This is a genomic window from Neorhizobium petrolearium (assembly GCF_029854435.1).
Lineage (GTDB): Bacteria > Pseudomonadota > Alphaproteobacteria > Rhizobiales > Rhizobiaceae > Neorhizobium > Neorhizobium petrolearium.
Window position 1 is genome coordinate 62,743 of sequence record NZ_CP123001.1, and the last position, 16,685, is coordinate 79,427.

Below are 16,685 nucleotides of genomic sequence, written 5' to 3' on the forward strand. Positions count from 1 at the left end.
TCATGCCATGAACCGCGGCAGGGCCGCGGCCAGTGCATCGACCGCGAGGCGCACCTTCAGCGGCAGGTGCGGCGTCTGCAGCCAGAGCGCATGGCAATCGTAGAGAAAAGGTGGCTCATCCGGCAGAAGCTGCACGAGCAAGCCTTTGCGAATGCGTTCATGAACGAGCCAACCCGGCAACCAGGCTAACCCCATTCCCGCCGCCGCGGCATCGGCGACCGCGTCCAGGTCATCGAGCCGGAACCGATTGGGCGGCGATATTTCCAGCGGCGATTGCCCATCGCGGGGAAAAAGCCACGGAGGGACGGGGCCTGACCGGCGGTAGACGACCGCTTGGTGTGCCGCCAGTTCTTCAATCTTCACCGGCCGGCCACGAGTTGCAAGATAACCCGGTGATGCGCAGACCAGCATCGGCTGGCGCGCGACGCGGCGGGCGATCACGCCGGCCCTGTCATCGAGATCGCCGGTGCGGATCGCCAGATCGTAGCCGTCCTCTGCAAGATCGATAAGTCGGTCATTGAAGGACAGATCGAGTTCGACTGCCGGATGGCGCTGCGCGAATTCCATAAGGATCGGCAGGACACAATGACGGCCGAAATGCACGGGCATGGCGATCCGCAGCTTTCCGCGCGGTTCGGATTGATGGTCGGCGGCAAGCGCATCGGCCGCCTCGGCTTCCGCCAAAATCATGCGGCAGCGGTCGTAATAGGCTCGACCGAAATCCGTAAGGCTCTGGCGGCGCGTGGTGCGGTGGAGGAGGCGGACGCCGAGCCGTTCTTCGAGAAACTGCACGTGCTTGCCGACCATGGGAGCGGAAAGATCAAGCGCGTCAGCTGCGGCCGCAAAGGAGCCCAGATCGGTCGCCTTGACGAACACGGCCATGCTGGTCAGACGATCCATATTGAAAACTCCTGGTTTCGACTGTCGTGCCGGGAAAGCTCTTTATCGCTTCTGTGGGCGTTGGCATAGCTTATTCCGTTCAATCGTTTTGGAGTTGAGAATGGCGCGCGTTGTCCGCTTCCATCAACATGGTGGCCCGGAAGTCCTGCGGATCGAGAATGTCGATGTCCCGCGGCCGGGTTCAGGCGAGGTACGTATCCGCGTAAAAGCGCTCGGTCTTAACCGAGCCGAGGCTTTGCTGCGGGCGGGAACCTATATCGAGACGCCGACCCTGCCTTCGGGACTCGGGCTCGAAGCGGCGGGCATCGTCGATGCGGTCGGGGAAGGTGTGTCAGGCGTCGCGCCGGACGATATGGTGAGCATCGTGCCGCCGATCTCCATGATCCGCTGGCCCGCCTATGGCGAGTTCGTCGTATTTCCCGAACATCTCGTCGTCAGGCATCCGCCATCGCTCGGCTTCGAGGCCGCGGCTGCTCTCTGGATGTCCCATCTTACCGCCTATGGCGCGCTGATCGATATTGCCAGGCTGCAACGAGGCGATTTCGTCGTCATCACCGCAGCATCGAGCAGCGTCGGACTGGCCGCGGTCCAAATCGCCAAGCTGGTCGGTGCGATACCCGTTGCTGTCACGCGGACGTCAGCCAAGAAAGGGGCTTTGCTGAAAAATGGCGCAACGCATGTGATCGCCTCGGCAGAGGAGGATCTGGAGGGCCGGTTGAAAGAAATTGCCGGTCCGGACGGCGTGAGAGTGGTGTTCGATGCGGTCGGCGGATCGATCTTCATGCCCCTGACGGCCGCGATGGCGCGGGGCGGCATCCTTATCGAATATGGCGGGCTGAGCCCGGAACCAACGCCCTTCCCGCTATTCACCGTGCTCGGCAAATGCCTGACGCTGCGTGGCTACCTGGTTCACGAGATCATCGGCGATCCGGCGCGGCTGGAAACGGCCAAGGCATTCATCCGCGACGGGCTGGAGCGGGGGGTGTTCCGACCGGTGATCGCCAGAACCTTTCCTTTCGAGGAAATCGTCCAGGCGCACCGCTTTCTCGAATCGAACGAGCAGTTCGGCAAAATCGTCGTGACCATCTGACCGCTTTTCGCGATCAGCCGCCAACAAGGCTCGAAGCCTGCAACGAAGCGCCGAGCAGGGAAAGACCCACCAGCAGCACGAAGAGCGCACCGCCGATCTCGATCGCGTGGGTGACACGTCGACCTGCCCGCGAGCCCGGGCCGGCGATCCTCACCGCCACATCTTTGGCGGATACCGCCAGGATGGCGAGGATGGTCACGGTGATCGCCGTGCCGATCGACATGGCGAGTACGGAAAGCACGCCACCGAGATAGAGGCTGTTCAGAAGCGCAAAGCTCATCACCAGGATCGCGCCGGAGCAGGGTCGCAAACCGACCGCAATGATCGCCGACCAGGCTTCCTGCAGGCTGAAATCCTTCGATTTCAGCATCGCAGGGTCGGGCATATGGCTCACGCCGCAGGTTTCGCAATATTCGCCTTCGCCCTGATACTCGTGGTCGTCGATCTCGACGGCCTGGAAGTTGAGCCCGGTCGTGCTGCGCCCGGCGCCTGCGGGGGCGGCCATGGGCAAGGTGACGACGCGCATCCTGAGCGCCCGGATCTTCTTCACCAGCAGCCAGGCGCCGAAGAGAGCGACCAGCGCGAAGCTTGCGATCTCCATCGCCTGGGTCGCGGCTGTCATGGTGATGCCGGAGCCGCGCAGCACGAAATAGGCGGCGCCGACCAGCAGGATCGCGACTGCACCCTGCAGCAGGGCGGAGACGAGGGAGATGACGATGCCGCGTCTGAGTTGAACCTCGTTGGCGATCATGTAGGAGGAGATCACCGCCTTGCCGTGGCCGGGGCCGGCGGCGTGGAAGACGCCATAGGCGAAGGAAAGGCCGATCAGGCCGGAGAGCGCCCACGGGTCCTCGCGCATCGCCTTCAGCGCGCCGGTCAGCGCCCGGTAGAAAGCCTGCTGGTGGGCGTTGATCCAGGCGAAGAAGGGGCCGAGCGGCCCGCCGATCGAAAATGCCGGTTCGGCCGATCCCACCCCGAGCGGCGACTGCGCATGTGCCGCGCCAGCGACCGCCAGCACCGTCATGACGATGAGGGGCAGGGCCCGGCGAGACTTCAGCATGTCACCTCCAGCCTCGTGGCGAAGAGCTTCGACATGTCGGTGCCGGCCGGATCGCTGAAGAAGGCGTCCGTCAATGAGGCGCTGTTCTGGGAGATCACGTCGTCGGGATCGGGCCGGACGACCTTGTGCTGACATTTGGCAAAGCCTGCTCCCTGCACGACCAGGTCGCCATCGGTCGGGAAGTCGATCGAGGTGTAGAGCGAGGGATCGTAAATGCCGAAGGCGAGTCTGCCCTTGAGCGGGACCGGCTTTTCCGGCTTGACCGCGAAGATGACGAGAAGCTGGTTGTTCTCGTCGAGCGAGGCGTGGATCACGTCCGGCTTCTGCACCTCGAACGAAGCCCCATTCACGGTGATCGTCGTGAAATAGTGGTAGTCGGCAAGCGAATTGCGCATCGTTTCGCCGAGTTCGGCGAGCTCGGCCGCATCGAGCTTCAAGTCTGTATTCTTGTCGAAGTCGAGCAGGACGCTGGACGAGAACACTTCGTCGAAGCGCCAGACATTGTGCAGTTCGGCGAGATTGCCGTCATTGCCGGCCAGGACTTCCAGCCGCGCCTCGGCGAAGATATGCGGATGGGCGAGCGCCGGCAGCGGCAGACATGTGAACGCCAGTGCGACGAGAGGTAGGGCGAAGCGTCTCGGCAAGCTCCCGATGATCTCCCCCCTTGAGGGGGAGATGTCACCGGAGGTGACAGAGGGGGGTAGCGACGCTGCGGCAAGATCAGTCGGAGATGAACACGCCGGAACACCCCCCTCTGCCCTGCCGGGCATCTCCCCCTCAAGGGGGGAGATCGCATGCCGCATTGTCTTCTTTCCCATCTGAGATCGCTCCACTTCGTCCCTCGCGCTGTGCCGCACAATTGGGACGGAATTTCGACTCAACCTATGCAGAAGGTAGTCCCTCAATGCTGCCGGCGGAACCAGGCGGAGAGGAAATCGACGAAGCTTCTCACCTTGGCGGGCAGGTAGCGGCGATGCGGATAGACCGCATAGATGCCCCGATCCTTGGCGATGTAGTCGTCGAAGAGCGTCACGAGTTCGCCCGACTGGATCGACGCATTGGCAATGAAATCGGGTATGATCGCCACCCCGATGCCGGCGCGGGCGGCACGCAGAGTCGCCTGCGGGCTGTTTACCTCGATCGGGCCGGTGACGGCGACCGAGATCATTGAGCCGTCCTTGTCGGTGAACCGGACATTGTTGTGCCAGCGGGAATTGGTGTCGATGATGAAGGGGACGCGGTTCAGGTCCTGGGGATGCTCGAGCGGACCGTATTTTGCCACCACGTCGGCGGTCGCCACCGCATAGACCCGAAAGTCGGAGAGCTTTCTGGCGATGAGACCCGAATCCTCCAGCTTGGTGATTCGGATCGCCAGGTCGAAATTCTCCTCGATCAGGTCGACGAACCGGTCTTCTGCGACGATTTCGAGCGAGACATCCGGATGCGATTTGGCGAAGTCGATCATCGACTGGCCGACTTCCGCATCGATGAAGGTGCGCGGCACGGAAACGCGCAGGCGGCCCTTCAAGTCGGCATTGTTTTCGCGCACCAGGTCAGCGAGGTTGTCGATCTCCTTCAGGATGTCCGCGGCCGTGCGGTAATAGGTGTGGCCGGCCTCGGTCAGCGAGAACTGACGCGTGGTGCGGTTGAGTAGCAGCGCGCCGAGATCGTCTTCCAGTTCGCGCACGTATTTCGACAGCAGGGCCTTGGACCGGCCGGTTCGCCTGGCGGCGGCCGAAAAGCCTTCCGCTTCAACCACATCAATGAAGGCCCGCATGCGCGTCAAAGTATCCAAATGTCGCCCCCTTGGCTGCGTGATGTCCTAGGTGGGATTTCATGTTCCATTGTGCAATGCGAATTTTTGACGACGGTAAAAAAATCTCTTGATTATGACCGCGAATATTCTTATCTCCCGGCTTGCCCAAAGTCGCACGTGCCTGTGGGTGTCCGCCGACCCTCGAACTGGGAACCATCCCTAAGGTGAGGTCATCGGTAAGGTACCTGGAATTAACCCCTCCAGTCGCTATTCCGGCCAACCGGGAAATGCGAGGACATCTTGAAGCAACGACGGTGCGGGCCTTTCTGGTCTCTGCAGGCTTTCCATCAGCCTGCAATACTGAAGAGGCACACCATCATTGCCGGAAGTGCGGTTGGGATTTTCCCTCCAATCCATGGCAGACAAAGCCGGATCTTCGCTCGTGGCAGGGCGTTGATCCAAAGATCGCGCGTTTGAGCGTGTCAAGGAACCAGTGTCTCCACCGGCTGGGTCCAGGTGCATTCTCATCCGTCCTTTGTCCTCCGGTTCGCCGGAGCTTTGAGATTTCGAAGGGACTGACCGATGACCACTGCTCGTATTCTCGACTTCATCAAGACCCGACGTCCGGAAGGACCGTGCCTTGTTGTCGATCTCGACGTCGTGCGCGACAATTTCACCGCCTTCCGTCACGCCCTGCCGGACAGCGCGATCTACTATGCGGTCAAGGCCAACCCGGCTCCGGAAATCCTGAAGCTGCTCGCTGCCATGGGCTCGAGCTTCGACTGCGCCTCGGTTGCAGAAATTCAGATGGCACTCGACGCCGGCGCCACCGCCGACCGCATCTCCTTCGGCAATACGATCAAGAAGGAACGCGACGTCGCACGCGCCCATGCGCTTGGCGTCGGCCTGTTCGCCGTCGACAGCCATGAGGAAGTCGAGAAGATTTCCCGCGCCGCTCCGGGCGCCAAGGTGTTCTGCCGCGTGCTGACCGATGGCGAAGGCGCCGAATGGCCGCTTTCCCGCAAGTTCGGCTGCGTGCCGCAGATGGCCGTCGACGTGCTCGTCTACGCTCACCAGCTTGGCCTGGAATCCTACGGCGTCTCCTTCCATGTCGGTTCGCAGATGACCAAGGTCGATGCGTGGGATTCGGCGCTTGCCGATGCACGCCGCGTTTTTGCGCAGCTTGCCAAGCAGGGGATCCACCTGCAGATGGTCAACATGGGCGGCGGTTTCCCGACAAAGTACCTGCGCGACGTGCCGTCCGCCGAAGCCTATGGCCAGGCGATCTTCGCTTCGCTGCGCAAGCATTTCGGCAACAACCTGCCGAAGACGATCATCGAGCCGGGTCGCGGCATGGTCGGCAATGCAGGCGTCATCAAGGCGGAAGTCGTTCTCGTGTCGAAGAAGTCGGACAACGACAACCATCGCTGGATCTTCCTCGACATCGGCAAGTTCGGCGGTCTCGCCGAAACCATGGACGAGGCGATCCGCTATCCGATCCGCACCGAGCGGGATCAGGATGCGATGGAACCCTGCGTTCTGGCCGGCCCGACCTGCGACAGCGCGGACGTGCTCTACGAGAAGAACATGTATCCGCTGCCGGTGACGCTGACCATCGGCGACGAGGTTCTGATCGAAGGCACCGGCGCCTATACGACGACCTATTCGGCGGTCGCCTTCAACGGCTTCGAGCCTCTGAAGGCCTACGTCATCTAAGGGGCGGATTTCCGCTCCCTAATACCGCCAGCCCCGTACCCAGCCGGGGCGGCAAATCCACAATTCCTCTTCATCGCCGCTGATAACGGTATTGGGTACGGGAGGCCAAGATGGCCGCTGTTCTTGATTCTGTGCGCGCATTCTTTGCGCCGAACCCCACTTTCACCATAGGCGCCGAAACTCCGGCCGACGTGGTTGCTCGCGAAAACCTGCTCGACCGTGCCATGGGGCCGGATCGGAGGCTGAAGTCGTCGGAGAAGATCCGCCGCGGCCGCGTGCCGGCGGAAGGGCTGGCGCTCGTCGCCCGGGATACGGCGGGACACGTGATCGCCACGGTTCGGTTGTGGAACATCGAAGCCGGTATTTCCCCCGACGGCCAGCCGATCGAGGCGCTGCTGCTCGGGCCGCTGGCGGTCGATTCCGCCCACGAGGGCAAGGGCATCGGCGGCGCCCTGATGCGGGCGGCGGTCACCGAAGCCCGCGGGCGCGGCCACGGCGCCATCCTGCTCGTCGGCGACTCAGCCTATTACGAGCGGTTCGGCTTCTTTGCCGACAAGACCCGGCATCTCGTCATGCCCGGCCCGTTCGAGCGCTCCCGTTTCCTGGCGCTGGAGCTGAAGGCCGGCTGGCTGGAAGGTGCTGCGGGCATGATCGTGCCAAGCGGACGCAAGCTCGCCTGATCCAAAGCATTCTGCAGGCCTTGCGTTTCCCTTGTTGACGCACCTTCCGGCATGCATGACGTCATCCTTATCTATGCTGGCCGTGTCGATTTGTTAGATTGAGGGGGTCGGGAGCGTACCTTGGTCATCTTTGGTAGTGAGAAACGGTGGCCGAGCCCCGTAGACTGCCGTTTCGACTTTTGTCACCCGAACAGTTGATCGGGAGGCCGTTGGCGCGGCGATCCCGCAGGATAAGGACGGGCCTCATGACGATAGCATCTTGCATCGTCGGAATCGACGTTTCCAAACAATGGCTGGATTGCTTTCTTCATCCGACTGGCCGACGAAGCCGGTTTTCCAACGACGCGAAAGGGCACGATGCCTTCCTGGCACAGCTGGGCGGACGGCAGGGCTTCTGTGTCCTTGAAGCGACCGGTCGTTACGATCGGGCTCTGTGCCTTCGGCTGCATGAAGCCGGACAGCCCTTCCACCAGGCCAACCCACGCAAGGCGCGTCAGTTTGCCCAGGCCGTCGGTTTCCTGGCCAGGAGCCAGGATCGACCGGGTCGATGCCCACATTCTGGCGCGCTATGGCGTGACGATGGACTTGCCGGCACAGGTGCGACCGGAGCCGGAGCGGCTGGAACTGCGCGACCTGATGGAACGCCGTGACCAATTGGTGGAGATGCGCAAGAGCGCGCGTATCCGCCTGGCCCAGCCGCAGCCGGCTGGCTCGAGGAGAGCCTGCACCAGGTCATCGAAGCCCTCGACCGGCAGATCGAGATGATCGAGGCACGAATGGATGCGCTCATGGCCTCGTCGCCTGCCTTGCGCAGACAAAAGGCCATCCTCTGTTCGGCGCCCGGCGTCGGACCGGTAACGGCAAAGGTCCTCCTGGCCCACATGCCGAGCTCGGGCATCGGGATCGGCGTGCCATCAGCGCGCTTGCCGGATTGGCGCCATTGGCCTGCGGCACCGGCGCCATGCACGACAGACGTTGCATCTGGGGCGGGCGCAAACGAGTGCGCGATGCACTCTACATGGCTGCTCTCGCCGCCTGCCGCTGCGGTCCGTTCAAGGCCGTTTCAACGGCCATGCGCGAAAAGGGAAAGCCTGCCAAGCTTGTCGTCATCGCCGTCGCAAGACGCCTGCTCGCCACCCTCAAGGCCGCCATCCGGGACAACAAAGCATTCCAGCCTTGACAACCAACAACACAGTTGCGCGGGCTTGTCCCGAGGATCTGCCGTAACTTGCTAAATTATTGATTGTATAGTGATAATTTTGGAAAACTCTGACGTAGTCAGATCCTCAGGACATCCTCGGGTTAAACCCGAGGACGAGCATGACGAAGGAAAGGCGGCGGGCCGTTATCGACAAACTGAGGCGCCTGGTCGGCGACCGTCTCATTTGAAGATATGATCAAGCCTTCATCAGCCACATATAGGCGGCGGCCGTCCAGGAGAAGCCGAGGCCGCCGCAGCCTTCGCCGGTGATCGGATCGAAATATTCGGCGAAACCTTCCGCCTCGATCGCCGAGACCGTCGATCTGCGCAGCTCTTCCGCCGCTTCGGTATGGCCGTTGCGCTTCAGTCCATCGATCAGCAGCCAGTTGATGATCGCCCAGGCCGGGCCGCGCCAATAGCGCTTCGGCTCCCAGCCTGCGATGCCCGGCTTTGTGGTCGGGAAAGCAACTTTCAGCCCTTCCGACCAGGCTTTCATCTCATCGACCAGCGCATCCGCAATTTGCCTGTCGAGATCGAGCGAGAGGAGCGGAATGAAGCCGGCCTGGGTTGCGGCCTCGACATCCTCACCAGAGATCAGGTCGCGGGAAACGAAGCGGGAGAGGGCAGGGCGCCATTGGACGAGTATTGCCTGACGGGTCCGCTCGTTCAAGGTGGCGATCTCGGCTGCGTCTTCCGTTCTGCCGAACAGGCGGGCAAGATATTCCAGGTCTTCACCGGCCTTGAGCAGGATTGCGGTGGTCTGGATCTCGGCGATCTTGAAGGGCGCCTTTTCCCATTGTCTCGCCGGGTCCCAGCCGCAGGCGGCATAGGTGTCGACTAGATGGATGAACCGCCTGTAGTCCTCGTCGCGCGGGCGCATCTCGGCATTCACATGGCCGGTATCCTTGCGCACGACGGGCGTGTCGGTCGTGGTCGGCACACGGGCGAGCGCGACATCCCAGGCCGGCGAGTTGTCGCTGCCGCTTTCCCAGGGGTGAAGGAGCGCTACGAGGCCGGTGCCTTCCGGATCGCGCGCCGAATACCACCAGCGATGCCATTTCAACGCCGCTTCATAGAGCGGCAGGGTGCGGTCCTTGTTGCCTGCGGCTTCGTGCAGCTTGCGCAGTGCGATCACAAAGACCGGTGGCTGGGTGATGCCGGAGGTCGGGATCGTGTGCTTGGTGCGCCAGACGCTCGGTCCGGGAAAATAAGTATCGCTCGGCTGGTGGAAGACGATATGCGGGATCATGCCGTCCGCCCACTGGCCCTCGACGAGGCGCTCGAGCTCCCGGTAGGCGCGATCGGTGTCGTAGAGCGCGAAGCCCATGGCGACGAAGGCGGAATCCCAGTTCCACTGGAAGGGATAGAGCCGGTCGGTCGGCACCGTATAGCCACCGCGGTCGTTGGTGACGAGAATCCGTTTGGCCTCATCGATATGCGTATTCATGCCGGTACTCCAGGATTCTCAGGCCGCGACGGCCGGATAGGACTTGCCGCTTTCGGGCGAAAGCCATGTGATGCGATTGCGGTCGAGCTTGAGGCCGATCGTGTCGCCGCTCCTGACAGTCTCGGACGCGGGCAGGATGACACGCGCAGGCTGATCGTGAATCGAGCCGGTCAGAAGCAGATGCGAGCCCATCGGCTCGGCGACGCGAACCTTCATTTCGAGCCCCTGGGGGAGGGGGACCAGTTCGACGGCTTCGCCGCGCAGACCGAGGACGACCTCGCCGACTGCTTCCTTCGGTGCCACAAATTGTTCGGCACCCGCCGCCACCTGACCGTTCGAGACCGGCACCTTGATGAAATTCATCGGCGGATTGCCAATGAAGCCGCCGACGAAGCGCGTCGCCGGATGATTGTAGACGTCCACCGGCGTGCCGACCTGTTCGACCACGCCGTTGTGCATGACGGCAATGCGGTCGGACAGGCCCATGGCCTCCGTCTGGTCATGCGTGACATAGATCGTCGTCGTGCCAGCCGATTGCAGGACGGTCTTCAGTTCCGTGCGCATTTCAAGCCGCAACAGCGCGTCGAGATTGGAGAGCGGCTCGTCCATCAGCAGGACCTTTGGCTCGACGGCAAGCGCGCGAGCGACCGCAACGCGCTGGCGCTGGCCGCCGGAAAGCTTGTTCGGGTAGCGATCGAGATATTGCTCGATATGGAGCAGGCCGGCGGCCTTCTCGACCTGCGCTTTCACCCGCGCGTCGTCGGCCTTCTGCATGCGAAGCCCGAAGGCGACGTTCTCGTAGACGGTCATATGTGGGAAGACCGCGTAGTTCTGGAAGACCATGGCCAGTCCGCGGTCCTTCGGCGGCAGGCCGATCACCGACCTGTCGCCGATGCGGACGTCTCCCGAGGTTGCGGTTTCGAGGCCGGCGATGATGCGCAGGAGCGTGGTCTTGCCGCAGCCGGAGGGGCCGAGCAGCGAGACGAATTCGCCGTCGTTGATCGTCAGCGAAACCTCCTTCAGCGCCTCGAAGGAGCCGAAGCTCTTGCGGATGCGGTCGATGACAATGTTGGCCATGACTAGGTCCTGTTATTTGGAGGAAATGCCCCAGATCGCGAAGAGGTAGCGCCTGACCGCGAAGATGAAGACAACCGAGGGAAGAATGAGCAACAGCCCGCCGGCGAAGCGATAGTGCATTGGGCTTTCGGAAAGCACCGTCAAGAGATAGGCCGTCAGCGTGCGGTTCCTCACGGTCAGCACGGAAGCGGCAAAAACCTCGTTCCACGAGATGACGAAGGCGAAGACGGCGGTTGCGACAATCCCGGGAAGCGCCAGTGGTGCGACGATCTTGAAAAATGCCTGGATTCGCGTGCAGCCGAACACCCAGGCCGCCTCTTCCAGTTCTTTTGGAACGCCGAGGAAAATGCCCTGCGTCACCAGCGCCGCAAACGGCAGCGCCAGCACCGTGTGGATGAGCCCGACGCCGATGATCGTGTCATAGAGGCCAAGCCGGATGAAGGAGACCGTGAGCGGCAGCGCCAGGATCGCCAGCGGGAAGGCGCGCGTCAGCAGGACCAGCAGCCGGTAGCTGTCCTTGCCGTGGAAATTGTAGCGGGCAAGCGCATAACCGGCCGGTGCGCCGAGGATGATCGAAAGCGCCACCGTGATGCCCGCAGCACCCAACGAATTCAGGAAGGACTGCACGACGCCTTCCGTCCTGAGGAACAGGAGGAACGGCTCGATCGAGATGCCGGTCGGCAGGCCGGTTTTCGGCCATTGATAGACGCCCTGGCGGCCGCCGAGCGCCCCGAGCGCGACGAGATAGATCGGCACGAGCACCCAGGCGCAAAGTGCGATGATGCCGCTCCAGACGAGCCAGCGGCGAGACGAGACGAAACCTGCGGGACTTGTAGTGCTCATGGTTTTGGAACTCATGGCAGGCGCTCCGGATCGACCTTTATGGCTTTCAGATAAACGACGGTCGCGGCAAGCGAGATCACCATGATCAGCACGGCATAGGCGCCGGCCACGCCGTAATTCTGGTTCTGGTTCTGCCAAGTATACGCCTCGCCGACCAGGACCGGAAAATTGCGGCCGCCGAGTGCGTAGACAACCGCGAAGACCTCGAAGGCGAGTACGGTGCGCAGAATGAGTGCCGATTGCAGCGCCGGGCGGATGAGCGGCAACGTGATGCGAAAGAAACGCGTCCAGGGCCCGGCACCAAAGATCTCGGCGGCTTCCTTGAATTCTTTCGGAACCTGATTGAGACCTGCGACGATGATGACCATGACGATCGCCGTGCCGCGCCAGATTTCCGCGACAGCGATGCCGATGAAAAGCGCGATGGGTGTCTGGTAGGTGAGCCAGCTTGTCTGGCGCTCGATCAGGCCGAGGCTGAAGAGCAGCGAATTGAGATAGCCGGTATTCTGGAGGATCGACAGCCACACCATGCCGGCAGCAAGATCGGAGATGCCGAGCGGGATCGTCCAGATCCAGAGGATAGTCTCGCGGCCGGCGCCGACCTTCGCCACCAGCGTGCCCATGACAAGCGCGATCACCACCTGAACCGGCACAACGGCGATGGTCAGGAGGAACGTGTTGCGGACCGAGGGGAGAAAATTGAGGTCACCCGCCATCGTGCGCATATTGGCAAGCGATGGCAGGCCGTTGTCCGAGAACGCCAGCCAGATCGTCTGTACGAGCGGCACGACGAAGAGCAGGGCCAGGAAGGCGACGGACGGCAGGATCAGAAGATAGGGGATCCAGGTTCGGTTATTGGTCATCGGCTCCCGCCTTGCAGGCGTCGTGTGTAATTTAGGATCGCGTGCGGCCCGGGCATCAACGCCCGGACCGCTCAGGTTGCCTTGGGAGGCTTATTCGACCGGGCAGGGGCCGTCGCTCTTGGCGTCGGGAGCCCAGCAGGGAGCCTTGGTGTCGGCCATCAGCTTGGCCATGGTCTCACCTTGCGATTTCAGGACGTCGGCGACCGGCTCGTTGCGCAGAACGATCCGCTGGAAGCTGTCCATATAGACCTTGTTGAACTCCCCGCCCTTGTCGCCGAGGCCGACCGGCAGAAGCGAGATCACCGCGTCCTTGGCCGACTGTGTGGCGGTCACGGCGCCGGCGAGCAGGGCAACCCCCTTGTCGAGGTCTTCCGGCAGCTGGACGTTGAGCGTCGGGAAGAAACCGACGAGCTGGGCGGTCAGCAACTGCGTGTCCTGGGCGGCCAGGTGTTCGATGACCTTTGTGGCGCCTGCCGCGTCCGGCGCGCCCTTCGGAATGGCGAGACCGGCGACGACCGGCATGTAGCCGCGGCCCTTCGGGCCGGCCGGTGCGGGGAAGACGACATAGTCGTCGGGGCTCGCGGAGATCGCATTCTTCAGTCGCGCGACGTGATCCCAGGCGACCATGACTTCACCGGCAGCAAGCGGTTCCTGCATGAAGTCGTAATTGGTCGAGGTGGGCGTGACGACCGTCCAGAGTTCCTTGAATTTCTCCCAGCCCGCGGCGGCATCGGCGTTCCTGAAGGTGCGCACCACGCCGCCGGTGAAGGAGGGATAGAAATATCCTTCGAAGAAGCGTGCCATCAGCCCCTTCGGGCCGGCCGGGAAGCCGATTTGCGGCTGGCCGGTCGCTTCCTCCATCTTCTTGCCCCAGGCGATCAACTGATCGTAGGTGAGCGCGTTGATATCGGCGCCTTCCGGCAGATATTGCAATGCGTCCTTATGGGCAGCCATGACATAGGTTGCCTGCATCCACGGAATGTACTGCTGCGTCGACTTGCCGAGTTTGCCGAGGTCGAGCAGCGATTGCGGCATGCCGTTGGCGGCGAGCGTCTTGGCAAGGTCATCGAGCGGCTCAAGCGAATCCTTGTCTGCAAGCGGCGAGAGCTCGCCATGCAGGGCGCCGACGAGACTGATCGTATGCTTGCCGGCCTGGCGCTCGGCCTCCATGCGTACCGCGAACTGCGGCGGCTCCTCGACGACGTAATCGACTTTCGCGTCCACGCCGTTCAGGATTTCCTGTCGCACGGCGGTGGCTTCCTCGATCGGGCGAAGCTGGGTGGACAGGAAGACCGTCTGGGCAAGCGCCGGAGTGGCGAGTGCCAGGGCGGTCGAAGCGAAAACTGCAAGCGATAAAAGGCGTTTCATATTCTCCTCCTTCATTGTTCTTGTCTGGGTACTGCTGTCATGCCGCCACGGGCGGGCGGCGATGGCTGTCGCGATCGACGAATTCGATCGCGTGAAGCTCCTGGAGCTCTTCGGCCGGTTCTCCGGCGATGGCGCGCAAGAGCAGCGAGGCGAAATTCGTGCCGAGGTTCTCGCCGGTCATGCGCATGGTCGAAAGCGAAGGGCTCGTATAGGCGCCCATCGGCAGATCGTCATGGCCGACGATGCTGATCTGGTTTCCGCCGTCGATTTCCCTCAGAGCCCGAAGTGCGCCCATCGCCATCTCGTCCGTGGCGCAGACGAGCGCAGTCGGGCGTGACGGCCGGCGTAGCAGTTCGAGCGCTGCGAGATACCCCCCCTGTTCCGTCGGTGCCCCCTCGGCGCAGAGGTCGGCTTCAAGGCCGGCTTCGTCCATGGCGGATTGCCAGCCCATGCGGCGCACATGGGCGAAATAATATTCCTGCGGCCCGGCGATATGGCCGATGCGGCGATGGCCGGCGGCCCGGAAGCGCTGGGTCGCGGCGTGGAAACCGGCAAGGCCGTCGCCGTCGATATAGGGGTGGGGGACCGGGCTTTCGGTGCGACCGTTGGTGACGAAGGGAATGCCGCGCGACTGCAGAAATTCGACGCGCTCGTCATGTCGCTTGGTGCGGACCAGAAGCATGGCATCGACGCGGCGGCCATCGACAAAACGGCGGCAGATTTCGAGCTCGCTCTCGCCGCGCGGCACGGGTGCTATAACGAGATTAAGCCCGGCACTGGCCAGATGTTCGGCGCAACCGGAGAGCATGTCGAGGAAGTGCGGCGGTCCGATATGGCCGGGATCGCTCGGAAGCGTGACGGCAACCAGTTCGGCGCGCTGCTTGCGAAGGCGCCGGGCCGAAGCATTTGGTCGATAGCCCGCCTCGTCGGCAGCCTCGCGGACCCGCTCGCGGGTTGCCGCCGAGACATCCGAATAGCCGTCGAGCGCACGCGATACCGTCGTTATCGACAGTCCAAGCGATTGCGCAAGCTGTTTCAGATTGGCCAAGATCTTCCTCCCGAATTGAGGAAAGGATCATCCAAAACGTTTTGGAAGTCAAGCCAAAACGTTTTGGATCGCTATAGGCCGCCTTGGTCAGTAAGATTTGCGGGGGAAAGCGGGCGGGTCGGCGGTGAGGATTATTCCGGTGACCCCATTCACGCCGGCGTCCTGCCTCGCTACAAATCGACTGTTCCTGTTTGCAATCGTTGGATCTCCAGTCATGGCCGATAGCGTTACCGATCGTTTTCTCCGTTATGTCGTCATCGATACCCAGTCGGACGCTAGGTCGCCGACCCAGCCCTCTACCGAGAAACAGAAGAACCTCGGACGGCTGCTCGCCGAGGAACTGCTGGCGATCGGCGTGACCGACGCGCATCTCGATGAGCATGGCTATGTCTACGGGACGATCCCGGCCACGACCTCGAAGAACAACGTTCCCGTCATCTGTTTCACCGCCCATATGGATACGGCGCCGGACTTTTCCGGCACGGGCGTCAAGCCGCAGGTGATGAAGAACTACCAGGGCGGCGACATTCAGCTTGTCGGCGACAGGAGCCAGGTGATCAGGGTTTCCGAGCATCCGGTGCTGAAGGACCTCGTCGGCCACGACATCGTCACCTCCGACGGCACGACACTGCTCGGCGCCGACGACAAGGCCGGCATCGCCGAGATCATGTCGGCTGCCGAATTCCTGATCAACAATCCGGACATCAAGCACGGCGCGATCCACATCCTCTTCACCACCGACGAGGAGATCGGCCGCGGCGTCGACAAGGTCGACCTGAAAAAGCTCGGCGCCGATTTCGGCTACACGATGGACGGCGAAACGGCCGGCACGATCGAGGACGAGACCTTTTCTGCCGATGCCGTGGAGATCGCGATCAAGGGCGTTGCCATGCATCCGGGCTTCGCCTACGGCAAGATGGAGAATGCCATCAGGATCGCCGGTGCGATCATCGACCGCCTGCCGAAGGATCAGGCGCCGGAGACGACCAGGGGCCGCGACGGTTTCATCCATCCGACCGGCATTTCCGGCGTGATGGAAAAGGCGAACCTTTCCTTCATCGTCCGCGATTTCAACGAGGAAGGCCTCAAAACCAAGGAGGCGCTGCTTGAAAAGATCACGAATGACGTGATGGCCGGCTATCCGGGCTCCACCTACACTTTCACCGTGAAGGAACAGTACCGCAACATGAAGGTGGTGCTCGACAGACATCCGGAGATCGTCGAATACGCGGTCGAAGCGATCCGCCGGGCCGGCATGGAGCCCGTGCGCGGCTCGATCCGCGGTGGCACGGACGGCTCGCGGCTTTCCTTCATGGGCCTGCCTTGCCCCAATATCTTTGCCGGCGGCCACGCTTTCCACTCGCCGCTCGAATTCGTCAGCAGCCAGGACATGGAAAAGGCGGTGAAGACGATCGTCGAACTCGCCAGGCTATGGGAGGAGCGGGCGTAAAAGCGCCAGGCTGTGACAGGAGCAAGGCCTGTCGGCATGCACCCATCCTCCCCTTGAGGAGGATGGTGGGCGTTTCGCTACATCAGACGTCTTGAAACGCGCATATTTTCCGCCTAAATTCCCGCCATCCGCAACACCGACAGGATGGTCGTCCATGGATTCCAACCCGATCGCAACGCCGCTTCG

Annotated in this window: 16 protein-coding genes; 6 read left to right on the forward strand and 10 right to left on the reverse strand. The window is 62.4% G+C overall.

Annotated features, from left to right (window positions below):
• Positions 1-900, reverse strand: coding sequence for a LysR family transcriptional regulator (locus QEO92_RS27160; RefSeq protein ID WP_227705325.1), 900 nt, complete (start codon positions 898-900; stop codon positions 1-3).
• A gap of 100 nt (positions 901-1,000) precedes the next feature.
• Here QEO92_RS27160 and QEO92_RS27165 point away from each other — a divergent pair, with 100 nt between their 5' ends.
• Entirely contained in the window at positions 1,001-1,990 is a 990-nt protein-coding gene (locus QEO92_RS27165) for a zinc-dependent alcohol dehydrogenase family protein (RefSeq protein ID WP_037149837.1), read from the forward strand.
• A gap of 13 nt (positions 1,991-2,003) precedes the next feature.
• Here the strand turns inward: QEO92_RS27165 and QEO92_RS27170 are convergent, their stop codons facing one another.
• From QEO92_RS27170 to QEO92_RS27180, 3 genes are all read right to left on the reverse strand, one after another.
• On the reverse strand, positions 2,004-3,050 hold the full coding sequence (locus QEO92_RS27170; protein ID WP_037149840.1) for a nickel/cobalt transporter: 1,047 nt from the start codon (positions 3,048-3,050) through the stop codon (positions 2,004-2,006).
• Complete coding sequence (locus QEO92_RS27175) at positions 3,044-3,694, reverse strand: DUF1007 family protein (protein WP_037149843.1); 651 nt, start codon at positions 3,692-3,694, stop codon at positions 3,044-3,046. Before QEO92_RS27175 ends, QEO92_RS27170 begins: the two co-directional genes overlap by 7 nt.
• A gap of 257 nt (positions 3,695-3,951) precedes the next feature.
• Positions 3,952-4,845 (reverse strand): LysR family transcriptional regulator, encoded by an 894-nt coding sequence (locus tag QEO92_RS27180; RefSeq protein ID WP_037149846.1) that lies wholly within the window; start codon positions 4,843-4,845, stop codon positions 3,952-3,954.
• A gap of 543 nt (positions 4,846-5,388) precedes the next feature.
• Between QEO92_RS27180 and odc2 the strand changes: the two genes are divergently transcribed.
• The 4 genes from odc2 to QEO92_RS27200 all read left to right on the forward strand — a co-directional run bounded on the left by odc2 (position 5,389) and on the right by QEO92_RS27200 (position 8,382).
• On the forward strand, positions 5,389-6,522 hold the full coding sequence (gene odc2 / locus QEO92_RS27185; protein ID WP_037149849.1) for an ornithine/lysine decarboxylase: 1,134 nt from the start codon (positions 5,389-5,391) through the stop codon (positions 6,520-6,522).
• 110 nt (positions 6,523-6,632) lie between these two features.
• Positions 6,633-7,202 carry a GNAT family N-acetyltransferase gene (locus tag QEO92_RS27190; RefSeq protein WP_037149852.1) on the forward strand — a complete coding sequence of 190 codons (570 nt, stop codon included), beginning with the start codon at positions 6,633-6,635 and terminating at the stop codon, positions 7,200-7,202.
• A 396-nt stretch (positions 7,203-7,598) separates the two neighbouring features.
• Positions 7,599-7,967 (forward strand): hypothetical protein, encoded by a 369-nt coding sequence (locus QEO92_RS27195; RefSeq protein ID WP_280107555.1) that lies wholly within the window; start codon positions 7,599-7,601, stop codon positions 7,965-7,967.
• Positions 7,849-8,382, forward strand: a complete 534-nt coding sequence (locus tag QEO92_RS27200) for a transposase (protein ID WP_227705326.1) — start codon at positions 7,849-7,851, stop codon at positions 8,380-8,382. The genes QEO92_RS27195 and QEO92_RS27200 overlap by 119 nt, the downstream gene beginning before the upstream one ends.
• Positions 8,383-8,599: 217 nt before the next feature.
• On the opposite strand, the gene QEO92_RS27205 is transcribed toward QEO92_RS27200, so the two are convergent.
• The 6 genes from QEO92_RS27205 to QEO92_RS27230 all read right to left on the reverse strand — a co-directional run bounded on the left by QEO92_RS27205 (position 8,600) and on the right by QEO92_RS27230 (position 15,049).
• The gene (locus QEO92_RS27205) at positions 8,600-9,850 is read right to left on the reverse strand and encodes an MGH1-like glycoside hydrolase domain-containing protein (protein WP_227705327.1); all 1,251 of its coding nucleotides are present in this window, start codon (positions 9,848-9,850) and stop codon (positions 8,600-8,602) included.
• A gap of 18 nt (positions 9,851-9,868) precedes the next feature.
• Positions 9,869-10,927: an ABC transporter ATP-binding protein gene (locus QEO92_RS27210; protein ID WP_227705328.1), complete on the reverse strand. Its 1,059-nt coding sequence runs from the start codon at positions 10,925-10,927 to the stop codon at positions 9,869-9,871.
• A 12-nt stretch (positions 10,928-10,939) separates the two neighbouring features.
• A complete protein-coding gene (locus QEO92_RS27215; protein WP_052182594.1) occupies positions 10,940-11,785 on the reverse strand; it encodes a carbohydrate ABC transporter permease in 846 nt (281 codons plus the stop codon).
• Complete coding sequence (locus QEO92_RS27220; protein ID WP_037145641.1) at positions 11,782-12,633, reverse strand: carbohydrate ABC transporter permease; 852 nt, start codon at positions 12,631-12,633, stop codon at positions 11,782-11,784. The genes QEO92_RS27215 and QEO92_RS27220 overlap by 4 nt, the downstream gene beginning before the upstream one ends.
• 90 nt (positions 12,634-12,723) lie before the next feature.
• Complete coding sequence (locus tag QEO92_RS27225; RefSeq protein ID WP_227705329.1) at positions 12,724-14,001, reverse strand: ABC transporter substrate-binding protein; 1,278 nt, start codon at positions 13,999-14,001, stop codon at positions 12,724-12,726.
• 37 nt (positions 14,002-14,038) lie between these two features.
• Positions 14,039-15,049, reverse strand: a complete 1,011-nt coding sequence (locus QEO92_RS27230; protein ID WP_227705330.1) for a LacI family DNA-binding transcriptional regulator — start codon at positions 15,047-15,049, stop codon at positions 14,039-14,041.
• Between the two features lie 214 nt (positions 15,050-15,263).
• On the opposite strand from QEO92_RS27230, the gene pepT reads away from it, so the two are divergent.
• Positions 15,264-16,499: a peptidase T gene (gene pepT / locus QEO92_RS27235; protein WP_227705331.1), complete on the forward strand. Its 1,236-nt coding sequence runs from the start codon at positions 15,264-15,266 to the stop codon at positions 16,497-16,499.
• Positions 16,500-16,685: the final 186 nt, after the last annotated feature.